The organism is Bradyrhizobium canariense (assembly GCF_018130465.1).
Classification (GTDB): Bacteria; Pseudomonadota; Alphaproteobacteria; order Rhizobiales; family Xanthobacteraceae; genus Bradyrhizobium; species Bradyrhizobium canariense_C.
Map to the genome: position 1 here is coordinate 15,017 of NZ_JAFCKJ010000002.1, position 16,674 is coordinate 31,690.

Consider the following 16,674-nt stretch of genomic DNA (forward strand, 5'->3'; position numbering starts at 1 on the left):
TCTCTGGGGTTTCGCACGTCGCGGATGATACTGGCGGAGAGGGAGGGATTCGAACCCCCGATAGGCTTGCACCTATGCCGCATTTCGAGTGCGGTGCATTCGACCACTCTGCCACCTCTCCTGAAGGCGCCAAGTAAGGAGCAGGGCCCCTGTGGTTCGGGCGTTAATAGGCGAGGATGGCGGGCCAGACAAGGCGCGCGAGACGAAAATCAGGCCGGTTATCCGGCCGGGCCCTACGATGTCGCGGTGGTGAGGGGGATGATTGCGGGATTTCGGCGGCGGTTGGCGCCAATTGGGCGTGCATCGCTCACCAATGACCCGGCGCGAACCCCGAGCCGCCATCGACAACCGAATCACTGGTCGCCCGGAAAGCCCAAGGATGACCCCAAAGGCGGGGTGGGACCGCCAGACGCGGTAAACACTGGCGGTCCCGTGCCGCTCATTGAAATACTGGCCAGGAAGGGCGGCTTCGCCGGCCAGGTGAGGCGACGATTCGACCCTAGCGTGCGGCCCGTGCGCCGCAACGCAATCCGGTCCTTAACCTAACCAGTCAAGGTTACTCCTTGTCGTTCTTACCTTTTTTCTTCCCATTTTCCGTAGAGTCACGGTCTTTGCCGTTGTCCTTGCCGTTGTCTTTGCCTTGGCCGCCGTCCTTGCGGCGGTTGGTGAAGCGGGCATTGCCGAGCCCGGTGCCGATGGTGAGCACGCCCCAGCGATCGACGTCCTGCATGAACGGCACTTCCGAGAGACCCTGAACCACGCCGTCATTGTGCATCAGGACCGCGGTGTCGTGCTCGCCGATCTCGGGGATGCCCTCGATCAGGCTCGCCGGCAGGTTGAACTTGCTGCTCTCCCAATTGCCCGGCAGGTTCTGCGCGCCCTTCTCGATGGAGCCGTCCGCGTTGATCACGCCGGGACAGGCGATGCCGATGAACGGCGCCAGCTTGTAGCCTTCTTTTTCGGCCTCGGTGATCAGCCCCTTCAGCATCTTCGTGAGCCGCTTCACCGCGCCTTCGCGCGTCGGCTCGTCGTCGGCATGACGCCACAGCTCGGACTTCACGACCTTGGCTTTCGACAGGTCTTTTGCCTTTTTCCAGCTCGTCTCCACCAGCCCGCAGCGGATGTTGGTGCCGCCGATGTCGACGGCCAGGATGCTGTCATAGGCTTCGAAGATCCAGGACGGCGCCAGATGCAGCGCGCCGATCAGGCCGGCTTCATCGGGGTGATGGCGGATCGGCATCATGTCGATCTTGAAGTCCTCGGCCTTGAGGATGATCTCGGTGCGCGCGATCGCGAGCTCGCCAAGCCGGGAATCGCGGAATCCACCGCCGACCACGATGCGCTCGGTCTTGGCCCAGGCCTTGGACTTGAGGAAGCGGCGGGTGACGTAAGCGAGCTCCTGGGCAAAGTCCTCGACGGCGCTATGCACCACCGCCCAGGCCTCGGTGTCGTCGCCGACCAGGATGGCGTCCAATGTCTTCTTGCTGATCTCCTCCGACGGCTCCTTGCCGAACGGGTCCTCGCCGGACTTGCGCAGCGGCTTGCGCCAGCGCTCGAGGATCTCCCTGAACGCGCCCTTGCTGGCGCGGTCGCCGATGAAGCCGTCCTCGTCCTTCATCTCGATGTTGAAGCTGTCGATATCCACCGAGGGCAGCCGCTCCGCACCGTGATGGGCGATGCCCGTCGTCGTCTTGACCAGTTCGTCTGTTGCCATGGAAAGCCCTTGCCCGTGCACCAATTCGCGGGGACAACGGCAGGGGAACCCGTTGGTTTCAGCGCGGGCCGAGATTCGCCTGCGGGCCCGGATTGGGCCCAAATGCTTCAAATCCGAGCCGTTTTCGCCCGCTTTTTCTTGACTCCCGGGAGCGAGCGGCTATAAATCCCGCAACCGGCGCGGGGCGTTTCTCGCGCCGCTTGTTTTTGCGTGGGTTTTCAAAGGGATAACTCCCGCCCGCACAAAACTCGCATAAACCCATAGCGACTGACAAAAAGCCGGCCCCGACAATATGTCGCGAGGCCGGGAATGAACACGAAGGAAAACAACGATGTTCGCAGTCATCAAAACCGGCGGCCGGCAGTACCGCGTCGTTCCGGATGATGTCCTGGAAGTAGGCAAGATCGAAGGCGAAGTCGGCTCGATCGTGCAGCTCAATGAAGTTCTGCTGGTCGGCGGCGACACGCCGATCCTGGGTCTGCCCACGGTCGCAGGCGCCTCCGTTGCGGTCGAGGTGCTCGACCACAAGCGCGGTCCCAAGGTCATCGCTTTCAAGAAGCGCCGCCGCAAGAACTCGCGCCGCAAGCGCGGCTATCGCGACGAGATCACGGTGCTGCGCATCTCGGAGATCCTGACGGACGGCGCCAAGCCCACCAAGGGGCCGCGTCCGAAGCGGGAAAAGGTCGTCAAGGAAACGACCACCGAAGAGGCCGCCGCATAATTTGATCACGCGCAATCACGAATTGATGCGTGAGAAATTGTGAAATGATTCCGTCAAGGAATTGATCTAGAAATACGTAAGATTTCGGAGACGAGCCATGGCTCACAAAAAAGCAGGCGGTTCATCGCGTAACGGTCGCGATTCCAAGGGCAAGCGCCTCGGGATCAAGGCGTTCGGCGGGGAAGTTGTGATTCCCGGCAACATCATTGCGCGTCAGCGCGGCACCACCTGGCATCCCGGCCTTAATGTCGGCATGGGCACGGACCACACCTTGTTCGCCAAGGTCGAGGGTCGCGTAACGTTCCAGGCCAAAGGAAACGGCCGCACCTTCATCTCGGTGCTCCCGCTCGCAGAGGCGGCTGAATAGACGGTGGATCAAATTTGGAGTCCGCCGGGTCCCAGACCGAACCGGCGGAGTCCTTGAGATCAAAGAGATCGAAGGCTCCAGGGGAGGCGGGAAACCGGCCTCCCCTTTCGTTTGCGTGCTCACTTTATTCCTTAGTGACTTCGACGGAGCCGGACATGTTGCAGGACTTTTCGAGCGGAACCTTGCGGGAGGCGAGACCTGATGTCGTCGCCACCGAGCGGCTGACCTTGCGGCGGCCGACCCTCGCCGACGTCAGGACCATCGCCCTCCTCGCCAACGACCGTCGCGTCGCCGAAAACACAAGGCGCCTGCCGCATCCCTATTCGCAGGACGACGCCGTCGCATTCATCCGCGGCACCGCGGCGCTCGGCAGCGAGACCGTGTTCCTGATCGAGCATGACAGCGGGCCCGTCGGCATGGTCGGCATCGACTGCTCGACCCCCGACAATGCCGAGCTCGGCTATTGGCTCGGCGTCGAGCATTGGGGCCGGGGCTTTGCCACCGAGGCCGCGCGCGGCGCGATCGACTTCTTCTTCGAGGAGTTCGAGGACGATCATCTCTATGCAGGTGCGCGCGTCACCAACCCGGCTTCGCGCAACGTGCTGGAGAAGTGCGGCTTCCAGTGGAGCGGCGTCCAGCTGCACCGCTTCCTGGCGCTGGGCTCGTCCACGCCCGTCGACTGCTTCCGCCTGTCACGTGGCGTGTGGGCCTCGCTGAAGAGCTGGAGCAGTGCGAGGCGGGTGAGGTAAGCACTACGCCGGCGGATTCACCTCTCCGCCGGCGCGGCCGAGATCGCGCTCACGCAAGTAGATATAGAACCCGGCGCCGATGATGATGGCGGCGCCGACGATGGTGGCAATCGAGGGGACGTCGCCGAACACGACGAAGCCGAAGATCACCGCCCAGACGATCATCGAATATTGATAGGGCACGACGACGCTGGCCGGCGCGAGCTTGAGCGACCGGTTGACGCAGAACAGCGCCGTGACCGAGATGCATCCCGCCAGCGCGAAGATCACGAGGCTGCCCGATGTCGGCGGCACCCAGTGGAACGCCGACAGCACCGCGCCCAGCAGGAACGTGCCGACGAATTGCGACGAGGCCATCACGATATCGGGCGTCTTGCGCAGGCTGCGCGTGATCAGCATCAGCGTTGCGAAGGACAGGCTGCCGCCAAGCGCAATGAGCGCCGGCAGGCTCACGGTCTGTGCCGACGGCCGCAGCGCGATCAGGACGCCGCAGAAGCCGATCAGGATCGCCGTCCAGCGCCGCCAGCCGACCTTCTCGCCGAGGAAGATCGCCGACATCGCCGTGACGAAGATCGGGCCGGCGAGATAATAGGTGATCACGTCGGCGAGCGGCAGGTAGACCGTCGCAAGGAAGAAGGCCGCCACTTCCAGCGTCGACAGCACCACACGAAAGAGCTGGAGGCCCGGCCGTTCCAGACGCAGGAACTGGTGACGCTGCCGCCAGACCAGCGGCGACAGCAGCAGCAGCGCCGCGCAGGCGCGCAGGAACAGCAGCTGCCCCACCGAATAAGTCCCGACCAGGAACTTGCCCATGGCATCGCCGAACGAGAACATGAAGATCGACAGCACCATGAGCGCAATGCCGGCGAGGCGCGCCGAGCGTTCGTCATAGGCGGAGAGATTTTTGAACAGAGGCATTGAGCGCCGTTGTAATGACGCAGGCCGTCGGGACAAGCCCGCGTCGGACGAATTGAACGGATTGTCGCAGTCTTCGCGTCGCGGTAGCGATAGGCGCCCCCACCGACAAAAGAGCCAGGAAAAGAGCCAGGAAAGAGCTTAGCCATGACCGACTTCGACCCGGCCCGGCATCGCATGATCCCCGCGCAACGCTGGTTTGAGGATTTCGTGGTCGGCGAGCGGTTTGTGCTGCCGAGCCGCACGCAAACCTCGGCGGTGTTCGCGGCGTTCCAGACCGCGAGCGGCGACACCCATCCGGTGCATTACGATGTGGAGTACTGCCGCAGCCGCGGCATGCCGCATCTGCTCGCCCACGGTTTCCAGACCTTGATCCACACCGCACCCGGCGCGGGCCTGTTTCCGTTCATGATCGAGGACTCCCTGGTCGGCTTCCTCGAGCAGTCCAGCCGGTTCCTCAAACCGGTGTTCGCCGATGACACCATCTATCCCGCGCTCGAGGTTATCGAGCTGGTGCCGGGACGCTCGACCGGCGCGGTGACGCTCAAAAGCACCGTGTTCAACCAGCGCAAGGAGCTGGTGCTGGAGGGCACGCAGAAATTCCTGATCCGGCGCCGGCCCCTCTGAGGTCGTCCTGGACCTCGTCCTGGACCTCATCCTGGGGTTAAGCACGGCCCCAAAATCGCGGAAATTCGGCCGATTTGCGGGTCTATCCGGGTTGCCGCGCGGGACCGGCTGGCCTACCTATGGCCCATGAAATTCCTTGACGAAGCAAAGGTCTATATCCGCTCCGGCGACGGCGGGAACGGCTGCGTGGCGTTCCGCCGCGAAAAATTCATTGAATTCGGCGGTCCCTCCGGCGGCAATGGCGGCCGCGGCGGCAATGTCATCATCGAGGTCGCGGACGGGCTGAACACGCTGATCGACTATCGCTACCAGCAGCACTTCAAGGCCCAGAAGGGCGAGAACGGCTCGGGCTCGGATCGCCACGGCGCCAATGGCAAGGCGATCGTGCTGAAGGTCCCCATGGGCACGCAGATCTTCGACGAAGATCGCGAGACCATGATCCACGATTTCACCAATGTCGGCGAAAAATTCGTGCTGGCCGAAGGCGGCAATGGCGGCTTCGGCAACGCGCATTTCAAAACCTCGACCAACCGCGCGCCGCGCAATGCCAATCCCGGCCAGCCCGGCGAGGAGCGCTGGATCTGGCTGCGGCTGAAGCTGATCGCGGATGCCGGCCTCGTCGGCCTGCCCAATGCCGGCAAATCGACCTTCCTCGCCAAGGTCAGCGCGGCCAAGCCGAAGATCGCCGACTATCCCTTCACCACGCTGCATCCGCAGCTCGGCGTCGTGAATGCCGACGGCCGCGAATTCGTGCTGGCGGACATCCCCGGTCTGATCGAAGGCGCGCATGAAGGTGTGGGTCTCGGCGACCGCTTCCTCGCCCATGTCGAGCGCTGCCGCGTGCTGCTGCATCTCATCGATGCGACATGCGAGCACGCCGGCAAGGCCTACAAGACGGTGCGAACGGAGCTGGACGCCTATGCCGGGCAGCTCACCGACAAGATCGAGATCGTCGCCCTGAACAAGATCGACGCGGTCGAGCCGGACGAATTGAAGAAGCAGAAGGACCGGCTGAAGCGCGCCGCCAAGAAGACGCCGCTGCTGCTCTCCGCCGTCACCGGCGACGGCGTGAAGGAAGCGTTGCGCGCTCTGGCGGATGTGATCGGCGAGAGCCCGGTCTCCGCCAAGGCGAAGAGCGCGGCCGAAGCGGAGCCGTGGTCGGTTTGATCGCTCTCCGACGTCGTCCCGGCGCAGGCCGGGACCCATAGCCACCGAATGCAATTTGGCGAAGATTGGTCATTGCCATCTCGCGTCATAACTTCTGCTGAGGAGTATGGGTCCCGGCCTTCGCCGGGACGACGTTGGAGAGGTTGTCACCGGCGTTCCGATAGCGCAGCATCGAACAATCAAGAAACGGCAGGGATGATTCATGGCGCGCGCGAAGAACGTTCTCTGGATCATGTGCGACCAGCTTCGCTATGACTATCTCGGCTGCACCGGCCATCCCACGCTGAAGACGCCGAACATCGACGCCATGGCGAGGCGCGGCGTGCTCTTCAGCAAGGCCTATGTGCAGTCCCCGATCTGCGGCCCGTCGCGGATGTCGTTCTACACCGGGCGCTACATGCGCTCGCACGGCTCGCACTGGAACGGCTGGCCGCTGCGCGTCGGCGAGCCCACGCTCGGCGATCACCTGAAAAAGATCGGCGTGCGCAACGTGCTGGTCGGCAAGACCCACATGGCGCCCGATCTCGAAGGCATGAAGGCGCTCGGCATCCCGCCGGAATCGATGATCGGCGTGCACGTCGCCGAATGCGGCTTCGAGCCCTATGAGCGTGACGACGGCCTGCATCCCACGGGGCGGCCGCGTCCGAAATACGACGAATATCTGCGCCAGCAGGGTTTTGATGCGCCCAATCCCTGGGAGCATTGGGCCAATTCAGGTGCGGCCGAGGACGGCTCGCTCCAGAACGGCTGGCTGCTCGTGCATGCCGACAAGGCCGCGCGCGTGCCGGACGAGCATTCCGAGACGCCCTACATGACGCGCCGCGCGATGGACTTCATCGGCGAGGCCGAGACCGACGGCAGGCCGTGGTGCCTGCATCTGTCCTACATCAAGCCGCACTGGCCCTACATCGCGCCCGAACCTTACGCCAGCATGTATTCGACATCGGACATGATTCCGGTGATCCGCTCCGAGCGCGAGCGGCAAAATCCGCATCCGGTGTTCGGCGCCTATATGGACATGCGCTACTCCCGCAACATGGCGCGCGACGATGCCCGCGAAAAGGTGATCCCGACCTATATGGGCCTGATCACCCAAATCGACGACCAGATGGGCGTGCTGATGAACTTCTTGGAGGCGCGCGGCCTGCTGGACACCACCATGATCGTGTTCACCTCCGATCACGGCGATTATCTCGGCGATCACTGGATGGGCGAGAAGGATCTGTTCCACGAGCAGTCGGCGAAGATCCCGCTCATCGTCATCGATCCCTCCAAGGAAGCCGACGCCACGCGCGGCACGCGCAACGATGCGCTGGTCGAAGCCATCGATCTTGCGCCGACCTTCGTCGATTATTTCGGCGGCAAGGTGCCGGGCCACATCCTCGAAGGGCGCTCGTTGCTGCCGCTGCTGCGCGGCGAGAGCCCGCCGGATTGGCGCAAGGTGGCGTTCTCCGAATACGATTATGTCATGCAGGACGTGCGGCTGAAGCTGAACCAGCCGATCGAACGCTGCCGCCTGTTCATGGTGTTCGACGGCCGCTGGAAATATATCCACGCGTCCGGATTCCGCCCGATGCTGTACGACCTCGAAACCGATCCGGAAGAGTTTCTGGATCGCGGCGACGATCCCGAATGCGCCGGCATCATCGCGCGACTGCAGGCCGAGCTGTTCGACTGGGCGCTGCATCCCAACGACCACATCACCACGCCGCGCGAGAAGATCGCCGCCTATGCCGACAACCAGCTCCAGGTGAAGGGCGGCATCCTGATCGGCATCTGGGATGAAGCGGAGCTGGCGTCGATCAAGGACGGCATCGCCCAGCGCGCGAAGCTCTGAGTGAGCAGCAGTGGCTCACTTTCAGGTTTACGACAGCAGTTCACTGACTTGAGCCAGCAACGCGCGAAGGTCTCTCCGCTCGAACGCTAGTCGCGTTTGAAATTCGTCTTCATCCGTTACAGATCTCATTCAACGCATTGTTGAGCATCAATAATTCATCCTTACTAACTCGGAGTTCGACACCTTCTTCATCGATTTTCAAACAGTTCATTCCCCGGACCTCAATTCTCGATCTTGTACCCCGTCGCCTTCACGATCGGTTGCCAGAACTCGGTGTTGGCGGCGAGCTCCGTCGTCAGACCTTCCGCAGTCGAGCCGACCGGAATCAGCCCGATCGCCGTCAGCTTCTCCTTCACCTCGGGCTTGGCGAGTGCGGCGCTTGCGGCCGCGCCGAGCTTGCTCGCGAATTCCGGCGAGCTGCCGGCGGGAAGCCACATGCCGTACCAGGCGTCCGCGACGAGATCGATGCCGCTCTCCTTCAAGGTCGGCACCTCCAAGGCAAAGGGCGAGCGTTCCGTGCTCGCGACCGCGATGATCTTCACGCCCTTGGCGCGATGCTGCGGTAGCGCGTCGGCCAGAGTCGTGATCCCGAAGGAGATATGACCGCCGATGATGTCGTTGAGGATGGGCGCGCTGCCCCGATAGGGCACGCGCGTCATGGGAATGCCGAGGTCCTTCTCGAGCTTGGAGCCCATGAAATGCGGGATGGTGCCGTTGCTCGGCACACCGAACGACGCCTTGTCCGGATGGGCCTTCAGCCAGGCGACAAATCCCTTGAAATCCGCGGCATCGATCGTCGGATTGATCACGACGGCGAACTCGAACCGCGCCAGCAGCGAGACCGGGACGAAATCCTTTGCGGTATCGAAGCTCGGGGTCGTCTCCACCATCGGCAGCAGGTACATCGTGGGCCCGGTCGTCACCAGCACCATGCTGCCGTCGGGGCTGGCCCCTTTCACCGCCTTGATGCCGATCAGACCGTCGCCGCCGGTGCGGTTCTCGACCACGATGGTCCGCTGCAGCGCCGGCGCCATCTCCTGCGCGATCAGCCGGCACAGCGTGTCGCCGCCCGCTCCCGCCGCGAACGGGAAGATCATCTTCGTCAGCCCGGCCTGCGCTTGCGACCCGTCCGCTTGCGCCAACAGCGGTAACCCGAGGCATCCGGCGATGAAGTTGCGGCGATCCATTGGTTTCCTCTTTGAGCCCATTCTGGTTGGCGACAGTTAGAGCCAGACGGGCGTTCCGGACAAGCGCCGTTTACCGGGCCTGCCGCCTTGCGCCGGCCATCGTCCTGCTGCAAAAGCAGGCCTTACCGGCGCCGCTCTCCAGCACATACACACACCACCTACACACATGGCCAGCCCCGAACTCAGTCAATTCCGCCGCATCGTCGTCAAGGTCGGCTCCGCGCTGCTGGTCGATTCCGACAAGGGCGAGGTGCGGGCGTCCTGGCTTGCCGCGCTCGCCGACGACATGGCCAAGCTGCATCGCGAAGGGCGTGACGTGCTCGTCGTCTCCTCCGGCTCGATCGCGCTCGGCCGCAGCCGCCTGAAATTGCCGCGCGGCCCGCTGAAGCTGGAGGAGAGCCAGGCGGCCGCAGCCGTCGGTCAGATCGCGCTGGCGCGAATCTGGTCGGAGGTGCTTGGCGCCCACGGCATCGGCGCCGGCCAGATCCTGGTGACGCTGCAGGACACCGAGGAGCGCCGCCGCTATCTCAACGCGCGCTCCACCATCGGCAAGCTGCTGGAGTGGCGCGCGATCCCCGTGATCAACGAGAACGACACGGTCGCCACCAACGAGATCCGCTACGGCGACAATGACCGCCTCGCCGCGCGCGTCGCCACCATGGCGAGTGCGGACCTGCTGGTGCTGCTGTCCGACATCGACGGGCTCTACGACGCTCCGCCGAAGAACAACCCGAACGCCAAGCTCATTCCGGTGGTGGACAGCATCTCCTCGGAGATCGAGGCTGTCGCAGGCGACGCCGAGTCCGAACTCTCGCGCGGCGGCATGCGCACCAAGGTCGAGGCCGCCAAGATCGCCACGACCGGCGGCACGCATATGCTGATCGCCTCCGGCAAGATCGAGCATCCCTTGCAGGCGATCGCCGACGGCGGGCGCTGCACCTGGTTCCTGACGCCCGCCAATCCCATCACGTCGCGAAAACGCTGGATCGCAGGCACGCTGGAGCCGAAGGGCACACTGACCATCGATGCCGGCGCCGTCACGGCGCTGCGCGCCGGCGCCAGCCTGCTGCCGGCCGGCGTGATCAAGGTCGAGGGCCAGTTCGCCCGCGGCGATGCCGTGATCGTGCGTGGCCCCGACACCAGCGAGATCGGCCGCGGCCTGATCGCCTATGACGCCGACGACGCCGAGCGGATCAAGGGCCGCTCTTCCCCGGACGTGATGACCATCCTCGGCATCAGCGGGCGGGCGGAGATGATCCACCGGGATGATCTGGTGGTGGGCGGGTAAGGGCCGCAGCGGTCCTTTTTCCGAGAGACTTGGTAGGCCAAAGACCTAGCCCCCGTGCGGCCGGGGAGACCAGCCATACCCTCCCGACCCTTCGCAAAAGCGGGATTTCCGTGCTAGGACACTGCCTTAGCAGAAGGTTGAACTCCCCATGGCCGCCCCCCTCAAAGCCGTTGACGGCAATGCCGATCTTCAGGCGCTGATGACCGATCTCGGTACCCGTGCCCGCGCTGCCGCGCGTGTGCTGGCGCTGGCGCCGCCGGAGCAGAAGAACCGGGCGCTCGAGGCCATGGAGCGGGCGATCCGCAACAATGCAGCTACGATCCTTGCCGCCAATGCCGAGGACGTCACTGATGCCCGCGCCTCCGGCAATGCCACCTCCTCTTTCATCGACCGCCTGACGCTGACGCCGGCGCGGGTCGAGGGCATGGCCGAGGGCATCGGCATCGTGCGCGGCATTGCCGATCCGGTCGGTATCGTCACCGAGAGCTGGCAACGGCCGAACGGCATGACCATCGAGCGCGTGCGCGTGCCGCTCGGCGTCGTCGGCGTGATCTTCGAGAGCCGGCCGAACGTTGCGGCGGACGCCGGCGTGCTGTGCCTGAAGTCGGGCAATGCCGTGATCCTGCGCGGCGGCTCCGACAGTTTCCGCTCCTGCCGCGCGATCCATGAATGCCTGGTGCAGGGCCTGCGCGAAGCGGGCCTCCCCGAGGCTGCGATCACGCTGGTGCCGACGCGCGACCGCGCGGCGGTCGGCATGATGCTGTCGGGATTGAACGGCGCCGTCGACGTGATCGTGCCGCGCGGAGGCAAGAGCCTCGTCGCGCGCGTCGAGCAGGAAGCGCGCGTGCCGGTGTTCGCGCATCTCGAAGGCGTCAATCACGTCTACATCGACGGCAGCGCGGACCTCGCCATGGCGAAGTCGATCGTGCTCAACGCCAAGATGCGCCGCACCGGCGTCTGCGGCGCCGCCGAGACGCTGCTGGTCGATCGCGCTGCGGCTGCCAAGAACCTGAAGCCGCTGGTCGAGATGCTGATCGAGGCCGGCTGCGAAGTGCGCGGCGACGACGCCGTGCAGAAGACCGATGCGCGCGTCAAACCCGCGAGCCAGGACGATTGGGACACTGAATATCTCGAGGCGATCATCGCGGCCAAGGTGGTGGATGGCGTCGACGGCGCGATCGCGCATATCCAGAACCACGGCTCGCACCATACCGATGCGATCGTGAGCGCGGATGAGACCGCTGCGAAGAAATTCCTGAGCGAGGTCGATTCCGCGATCGTGCTGCACAACGCCTCGACGCAGTTCGCCGACGGCGGCGAGTTCGGCTTCGGCGCCGAGATCGGCATCGCCACGGGCAGATTCCATGCCCGCGGCCCGGTCGGCGCCGAGCAGCTGACGAGCTTCAAATATCGCGTTCACGGCACCGGGCAGACGCGGCCGTAGACGACGCAGGGCGCGGGGCATTGAGCAACAATTTCGTCGCGCCACGCTTCTTCGCGCAGGCCATACCAACCCACACCTCGGGCATGCGCATCGGCCTGCTCGGCGGCTCGTTCAATCCGCCGCACCAGGCCCATCGCGCGATCAGCCAGTTCGCGCTGAAACGCCTTCAGCTCGATCGCGTATGGTGGCTGGTGACGCCGGGCAATCCGCTGAAGGAGAACGGCACGCTGCATGAGCTCGGCGAGCGCATGCAGGCGGCGCGCGACGTTGCCGACGACCCGCGGATCGAGGTGAGCTGTCTCGAATCCGTCATTCGCACGCGCTATACCATCGACACGATCAACACCTTGCGCCGCCGCCTCAGCGGCTTGCGCTTTGTCTGGATTATGGGCGCCGACAACCTCGCTCAATTCCATCGCTGGCAGCACTGGCGGCGCATCGCCGGCCAGGTGCCGATTGCGGTCATCGATCGCCCGCCACAGAGTTTTCGTGCCCTCGCCTCACCCGCCGCCCAGGCGCTCAGGCGCTACCGCTTGCCCGAGAATGAGGCCGCATTGCTTGCGGACCGGGCCGCGCCGGCCTGGGTGTTCCTGACGGGAATGAAGCTCAATCTCTCTTCGACCGGCCTACGGAACCCGGACGGAAGCTGGAAAGGTACGAAGTGAGTCAGATTGTGCGGACGCCATGCGGACTTCGGGCTGTCTGGCATATTGAAACCCTTAACCCCACATGATGTAGTGTAACCAGTGAGCGCCGGATTCGGCGTTCGCGATACAGTGAAAGGAATGGTCCCTGACCACATCTGTATTGTCCAAGACAGCATCACCCAAGACGGCTTCACCGAAGTCTGTTTTACCCAAGGTTGCCAAGCCTACGCGTAAAACATCGACCAAAGCTGCGGCCTTGAAGGCGCAACCCGACGCCGACAAGACGCTGAGCCTGATCCTCTCCCGCCTCGATGACATGAAGGCGGAAGAGACGGTTACCATCGACCTTCGCGGCAAATCGGCCTACTCCGACTATATGATCGTCACCACCGGCCGGGCCAACCGGCACGTCGGCGCGATCGCGGAGAACGTCGCCAAGGGCCTCAAGGAAAACGGCATCAAGAACATCCACGTCGAGGGCTTGCCCAATTGCGACTGGGTGCTGATCGATTCCGGCGATGTGATCGTGCACGTGTTCAGACCCGAGGTCCGCGAGTTCTACAGTCTCGAGAGATTGTACACGCAGGGCCCAGGGGCGGCGAAGGCGATCTAGAGGCTACTGGCCGATTTCGAATCGGCTGACGCGCATGCTAGCGTCGTGCGCGCGCATATCGCGCGCGGTTTAGAAAACGCGACCCTGAAGATATCATGCGCATAGCCGTCATCGCGGTGGGCCGGCTGAAGCAGGGCCCCGAGCGGGAGCTTGCCGACCGCTATTTCGAGCGGTTCGACGAGGCCGGCCGCAAGCTCGGATTCCGCGAGCTCGCCATCCACGAATTGCCCGAAAGCCGCGCGCGCGATACGGCGACGCGGATGGCCGAAGAGGCTGCGGCGATCTCCGCGCATATTCCCGAAAAATCGATCCTGGTGGCGCTGGACGAGCGCGGCCAGAATCTGGATTCGACCGTATTCGCACGGCATCTCGGCCGCTGGCGCGACGAGGGTGCCGGTCATACTATCTTCATGATCGGAGGGGCGGACGGACTTTCGCCCGAATTGCGCCGTAAGGCCAAGCTCGCGATCGCGTTCGGCTCTGCGACCTGGCCGCACCAAATGGTCCGCGTCATGCTTCTGGAACAGCTTTATCGGGCCGCCACCATTCTGGCCGGCCACCCCTATCACCGCGCGTGATCCGCGCCACAACGAGCACCTTTGCATAAAGCGATGCGAGCGCCCATTCTCAACCTGCTGCTGATCGCTGGCGTCTTGGGCTCAAGCGTCTTGGGCGCAAGCCTCGCGCAAGCTCAGACGCCTGCGCCACAGACTGCAGCCGTCGCGCCCGATGCGATCAAGCAGCGCGAACAGGAGCTCGAAGCCGCGCGCGCAAGCAAGAAGAGCGCGGAGGAAGCGCAGGCCAAGCTCAAGGCCGAGATCACCTCGCTCGGCCAGGACCGCACCCAGCTCAATCAACAGTTGATCGACACCGCCGCCAATGTGCGCGCCGTCGAGACCAAGATCGACGAGGCCGAGGCGCGGCTGCGATCGCTGAACGGCCGCGAGCAGGCGATGCGCGGCTCGCTCGATTCGCGTCGCGCCGACATCGTCGAGGTGTTGGCGGCCTTGCAGCGCGCCGGAAGGCGGACGCCGCCGGCGCTCCTGGTGCGGCCCGAGGATGCCCTGCAATCGTTGCGCACGGCGATGCTGCTCGGCGCCGTCGTGCCGGAATTGCGCGGCCGTGCCGAGAAGATCGCGGGCGAGCTCGGCGAGCTCGTGGCCCTGCGCAAGACCATCGCGACCGAGCGCGACCAGCTTGCCTCCGACCGCGACAAGGTCCGCAACGACCAGACCCGACTGACCGCTTTGGTCGACGAGCGGCAGCGCCAGCAGGCGTCGCGCGAAAAGGACCTCGACGCCGAGAACTCGCGTGCCGTCGCGCTCTCAAGACAGGTTGGCGATCTCCAGGGGCTGATCGCCAAGATGGAGCAGGATCTGCAAAGCGCCGCCAAGGCGGCTGAGAAGGCGGCCGAGGCCGCGAAGCAGGCCGAGGCCAAGGCGGCTGCAAACGCGGCCGCCAGCGCCAAGACCGGTCCCGGCGCTTTCAAGGATCGTTCCCGGACCACCCCTGCGATGGCCTTCGCCGCGGCCAAGGGTCTGCTGCCTCTTCCGGTTAACGGTAACAAGATCAGGGATTTCGGCGGTTCCGACGGGCTCGGCGGGGTCCAGAAGGGCATTTCGCTGGCGACCAGGCCCGGCTCCCAGGTCACGACGCCGTGTGATGGCTGGGTGGTCTATGCCGGACCGTTCCGCAGCTATGGACAACTCTTGATCCTCAATGCCGGGGGCGGGTATCATGTCCTGATCGCCGGGATGGAGCGCATTTCGGTAAACATCGGACAGTTTGTGCTCACGGGGGAGCCTGTCGCAACCATGGGGTCGACCTCTCAAGTCGCCTCCATTCTCGCCACGAACGCGAGTCAACCTGTTCTGTATGTCGAGTTCCGCAAAGACGGCACTCCAATCGATCCAGGCCCATGGTGGGCCGCAAATGAAGGCGAGAAGGTTCGCGGATGATGCGCAAGACTTCAGTTATCCTCCTCAGCGCGGCCACCGGTGCGGCGCTGACGCTGTTCGTGACCCAACCGCGCGCGGTCTTCATGGGCTCCAGCGCGCGAGCCGCCACCGCGGACACCTATCGCCAGCTCAACCTGTTCGGCGACGTCTTCGAGCGCGTGCGCTCGGACTATGTCGAGAAGCCCGACGACACCAAGCTGATCGAATCCGCGATCAGCGGCATGCTCACCGGTCTCGATCCGCATTCGAGCTACATGGACGCCAAGAGCTTCCGCGACATGCAGGTGCAGACCCGCGGTGAGTTCGGCGGCCTCGGCATCGAAGTCACGATGGAAGACGGCCTGATCAAGGTGGTCTCGCCGATCGACGACACCCCGGCCTCGCGCGCCGGCGTCATGGCCAACGACATCATCACCAATCTCGACGACGAGGCGGTGCAGGGCCTGACCCTGAACCAGGCGGTCGAGAAGATGCGCGGCCCCGTCAACACCAAGATCAAGCTCAAGATCATCCGCAAGGGCCAGGACAACCCGATCGACGTCACGCTGGTGCGCGACAACATCCGCGTCCGCTCGGTGCGCGCCCGCATCGAGGCCGACGACATCGCCTATATCCGCATCACCACCTTCAACGAGCAGACCACCGAAGGCCTGAAGCGCGAGGTCGCCAACCTCTCGAATCAGATCGGCGACAAGCTGAAGGGCTACGTCATCGACCTCCGCAACAACCCGGGCGGCCTGCTCGAGGAAGCGGTCACCGTCTCCGACTCCTTCCTGGAGAAGGGCGAGATCGTCTCGACCCGCGGCCGCAATGCCGAGGAGACCCAGCGCCGTACCGCGCATACGGGCGACCTCACCAAGGGCAAGCCGGTCATCGTGCTGGTCAACGGCGGCTCGGCTTCGGCGTCGGAGATCGTCGCCGGCGCGCTGCAGGACCACAAGCGTGCGACCATCGTCGGCACACGCTCGTTCGGCAAGGGCTCGGTGCAGACCATCATTCCGCTCGGCTCGGGCAACGGCGCGCTGCGTCTGACCACGGCGCGCTACTACACGCCGTCGGGCAAGTCGATCCAGGCCAAGGGCATCGTGCCCGACATCGAAGTGCTGCAGGACGTGCCGGACGAGCTGAAGTCGCGCACCGACACCAAGGGCGAAGCTTCGCTGCGCGGCCATCTCAAGAACGACGGTGACGAGAAGACCGGCTCGCAATCCTACGTTCCGCCGGACGCCAAGGACGACAAGGCGCTCAAGCTCGCCGACGACCTGCTTCACGGCATCAAGAACAGCGCCTCCGCGGCGCCCACGCCGGGCGGCGACAACAAGGCCACGACCGACAAGCCCAAAGCGGCGAACTAGGTCGGCGTATCGCGATCTGACGAAAAGGGCGGCTCCCGGAGCCGCCCTTTTTGCTTGGAACTCCTGATATCCCCGGCCTATCCCG

At 64.4% G+C, this 16,674-nt stretch carries 16 protein-coding genes and 1 tRNA gene; 13 read left to right on the top strand and 4 right to left on the bottom strand.

Annotation, left to right across the window (positions count from 1 at the left end):
• Positions 1-31: 31 nt before the first annotated feature.
• A tRNA-Ser gene (locus JQ591_RS04360) sits at positions 32-121 on the bottom strand.
• 435 nt (positions 122-556) lie between these two features.
• Positions 557-1,714 carry an ROK family protein gene (locus JQ591_RS04365; protein ID WP_211394827.1) on the bottom strand — a complete coding sequence of 386 codons (1,158 nt, stop codon included), beginning with the start codon at positions 1,712-1,714 and terminating at the stop codon, positions 557-559.
• Between the two features lie 331 nt (positions 1,715-2,045).
• Between JQ591_RS04365 and rplU the strand changes: the two genes are divergently transcribed.
• From rplU to JQ591_RS04380, 3 genes are all read left to right on the top strand, one after another.
• The gene (gene rplU / locus JQ591_RS04370) at positions 2,046-2,435 is read left to right on the top strand and encodes a 50S ribosomal protein L21 (protein ID WP_007598925.1); all 390 of its coding nucleotides are present in this window, start codon (positions 2,046-2,048) and stop codon (positions 2,433-2,435) included.
• 97 nt (positions 2,436-2,532) lie between these two features.
• Positions 2,533-2,802: a 50S ribosomal protein L27 gene (gene rpmA, locus JQ591_RS04375; RefSeq protein ID WP_211394828.1), complete on the top strand. Its 270-nt coding sequence runs from the start codon at positions 2,533-2,535 to the stop codon at positions 2,800-2,802.
• Between the two features lie 155 nt (positions 2,803-2,957).
• Complete coding sequence (locus JQ591_RS04380) at positions 2,958-3,551, top strand: GNAT family N-acetyltransferase (protein WP_211394829.1); 594 nt, start codon at positions 2,958-2,960, stop codon at positions 3,549-3,551.
• Positions 3,552-3,554: 3 nt separating this feature from the next.
• Here the strand turns inward: JQ591_RS04380 and JQ591_RS04385 are convergent, their stop codons facing one another.
• A complete protein-coding gene (locus tag JQ591_RS04385; RefSeq protein ID WP_211394830.1) occupies positions 3,555-4,469 on the bottom strand; it encodes a DMT family transporter in 915 nt (304 codons plus the stop codon).
• A 144-nt stretch (positions 4,470-4,613) separates the two neighbouring features.
• On the opposite strand from JQ591_RS04385, the gene JQ591_RS04390 reads away from it, so the two are divergent.
• From JQ591_RS04390 to JQ591_RS04400, 3 genes are all read left to right on the top strand, one after another.
• Positions 4,614-5,093: a MaoC family dehydratase gene (locus JQ591_RS04390; RefSeq protein ID WP_211394831.1), complete on the top strand. Its 480-nt coding sequence runs from the start codon at positions 4,614-4,616 to the stop codon at positions 5,091-5,093.
• Positions 5,094-5,219: 126 nt separating this feature from the next.
• Positions 5,220-6,260 (top strand): GTPase ObgE, encoded by a 1,041-nt coding sequence (gene obgE / locus JQ591_RS04395; protein ID WP_211394832.1) that lies wholly within the window; start codon positions 5,220-5,222, stop codon positions 6,258-6,260.
• A 202-nt stretch (positions 6,261-6,462) separates the two neighbouring features.
• Positions 6,463-8,097, top strand: coding sequence for an alkaline phosphatase family protein (locus JQ591_RS04400; protein ID WP_211394833.1), 1,635 nt, complete (start codon positions 6,463-6,465; stop codon positions 8,095-8,097).
• A gap of 221 nt (positions 8,098-8,318) precedes the next feature.
• On the opposite strand, the gene JQ591_RS04405 is transcribed toward JQ591_RS04400, so the two are convergent.
• Positions 8,319-9,284: a Bug family tripartite tricarboxylate transporter substrate binding protein gene (locus JQ591_RS04405; RefSeq protein WP_211394834.1), complete on the bottom strand. Its 966-nt coding sequence runs from the start codon at positions 9,282-9,284 to the stop codon at positions 8,319-8,321.
• 166 nt (positions 9,285-9,450) lie between these two features.
• Between JQ591_RS04405 and proB the strand changes: the two genes are divergently transcribed.
• The 7 genes from proB to JQ591_RS04440 all read left to right on the top strand — a co-directional run bounded on the left by proB (position 9,451) and on the right by JQ591_RS04440 (position 16,589).
• Positions 9,451-10,572, top strand: coding sequence for a glutamate 5-kinase (gene proB / locus JQ591_RS04410; protein WP_211394835.1), 1,122 nt, complete (start codon positions 9,451-9,453; stop codon positions 10,570-10,572).
• A gap of 148 nt (positions 10,573-10,720) precedes the next feature.
• Positions 10,721-12,016 (top strand): glutamate-5-semialdehyde dehydrogenase, encoded by a 1,296-nt coding sequence (locus JQ591_RS04415; RefSeq protein ID WP_211394836.1) that lies wholly within the window; start codon positions 10,721-10,723, stop codon positions 12,014-12,016.
• A gap of 20 nt (positions 12,017-12,036) precedes the next feature.
• A complete protein-coding gene (locus tag JQ591_RS04420; RefSeq protein WP_211394837.1) occupies positions 12,037-12,681 on the top strand; it encodes a nicotinate-nucleotide adenylyltransferase in 645 nt (214 codons plus the stop codon).
• Between the two features lie 238 nt (positions 12,682-12,919).
• Positions 12,920-13,276, top strand: coding sequence for a ribosome silencing factor (gene rsfS / locus JQ591_RS04425; RefSeq protein ID WP_007604366.1), 357 nt, complete (start codon positions 12,920-12,922; stop codon positions 13,274-13,276).
• Between the two features lie 95 nt (positions 13,277-13,371).
• A complete protein-coding gene (gene rlmH, locus JQ591_RS04430) occupies positions 13,372-13,854 on the top strand; it encodes a 23S rRNA (pseudouridine(1915)-N(3))-methyltransferase RlmH (protein WP_211394838.1) in 483 nt (160 codons plus the stop codon).
• 33 nt (positions 13,855-13,887) lie between these two features.
• Positions 13,888-15,234 (top strand): murein hydrolase activator EnvC family protein, encoded by a 1,347-nt coding sequence (locus tag JQ591_RS04435; RefSeq protein WP_211394839.1) that lies wholly within the window; start codon positions 13,888-13,890, stop codon positions 15,232-15,234.
• Complete coding sequence (locus JQ591_RS04440) at positions 15,231-16,589, top strand: S41 family peptidase (RefSeq protein ID WP_106945582.1); 1,359 nt, start codon at positions 15,231-15,233, stop codon at positions 16,587-16,589. Before JQ591_RS04435 ends, JQ591_RS04440 begins: the two co-directional genes overlap by 4 nt.
• Positions 16,590-16,674: the final 85 nt, after the last annotated feature.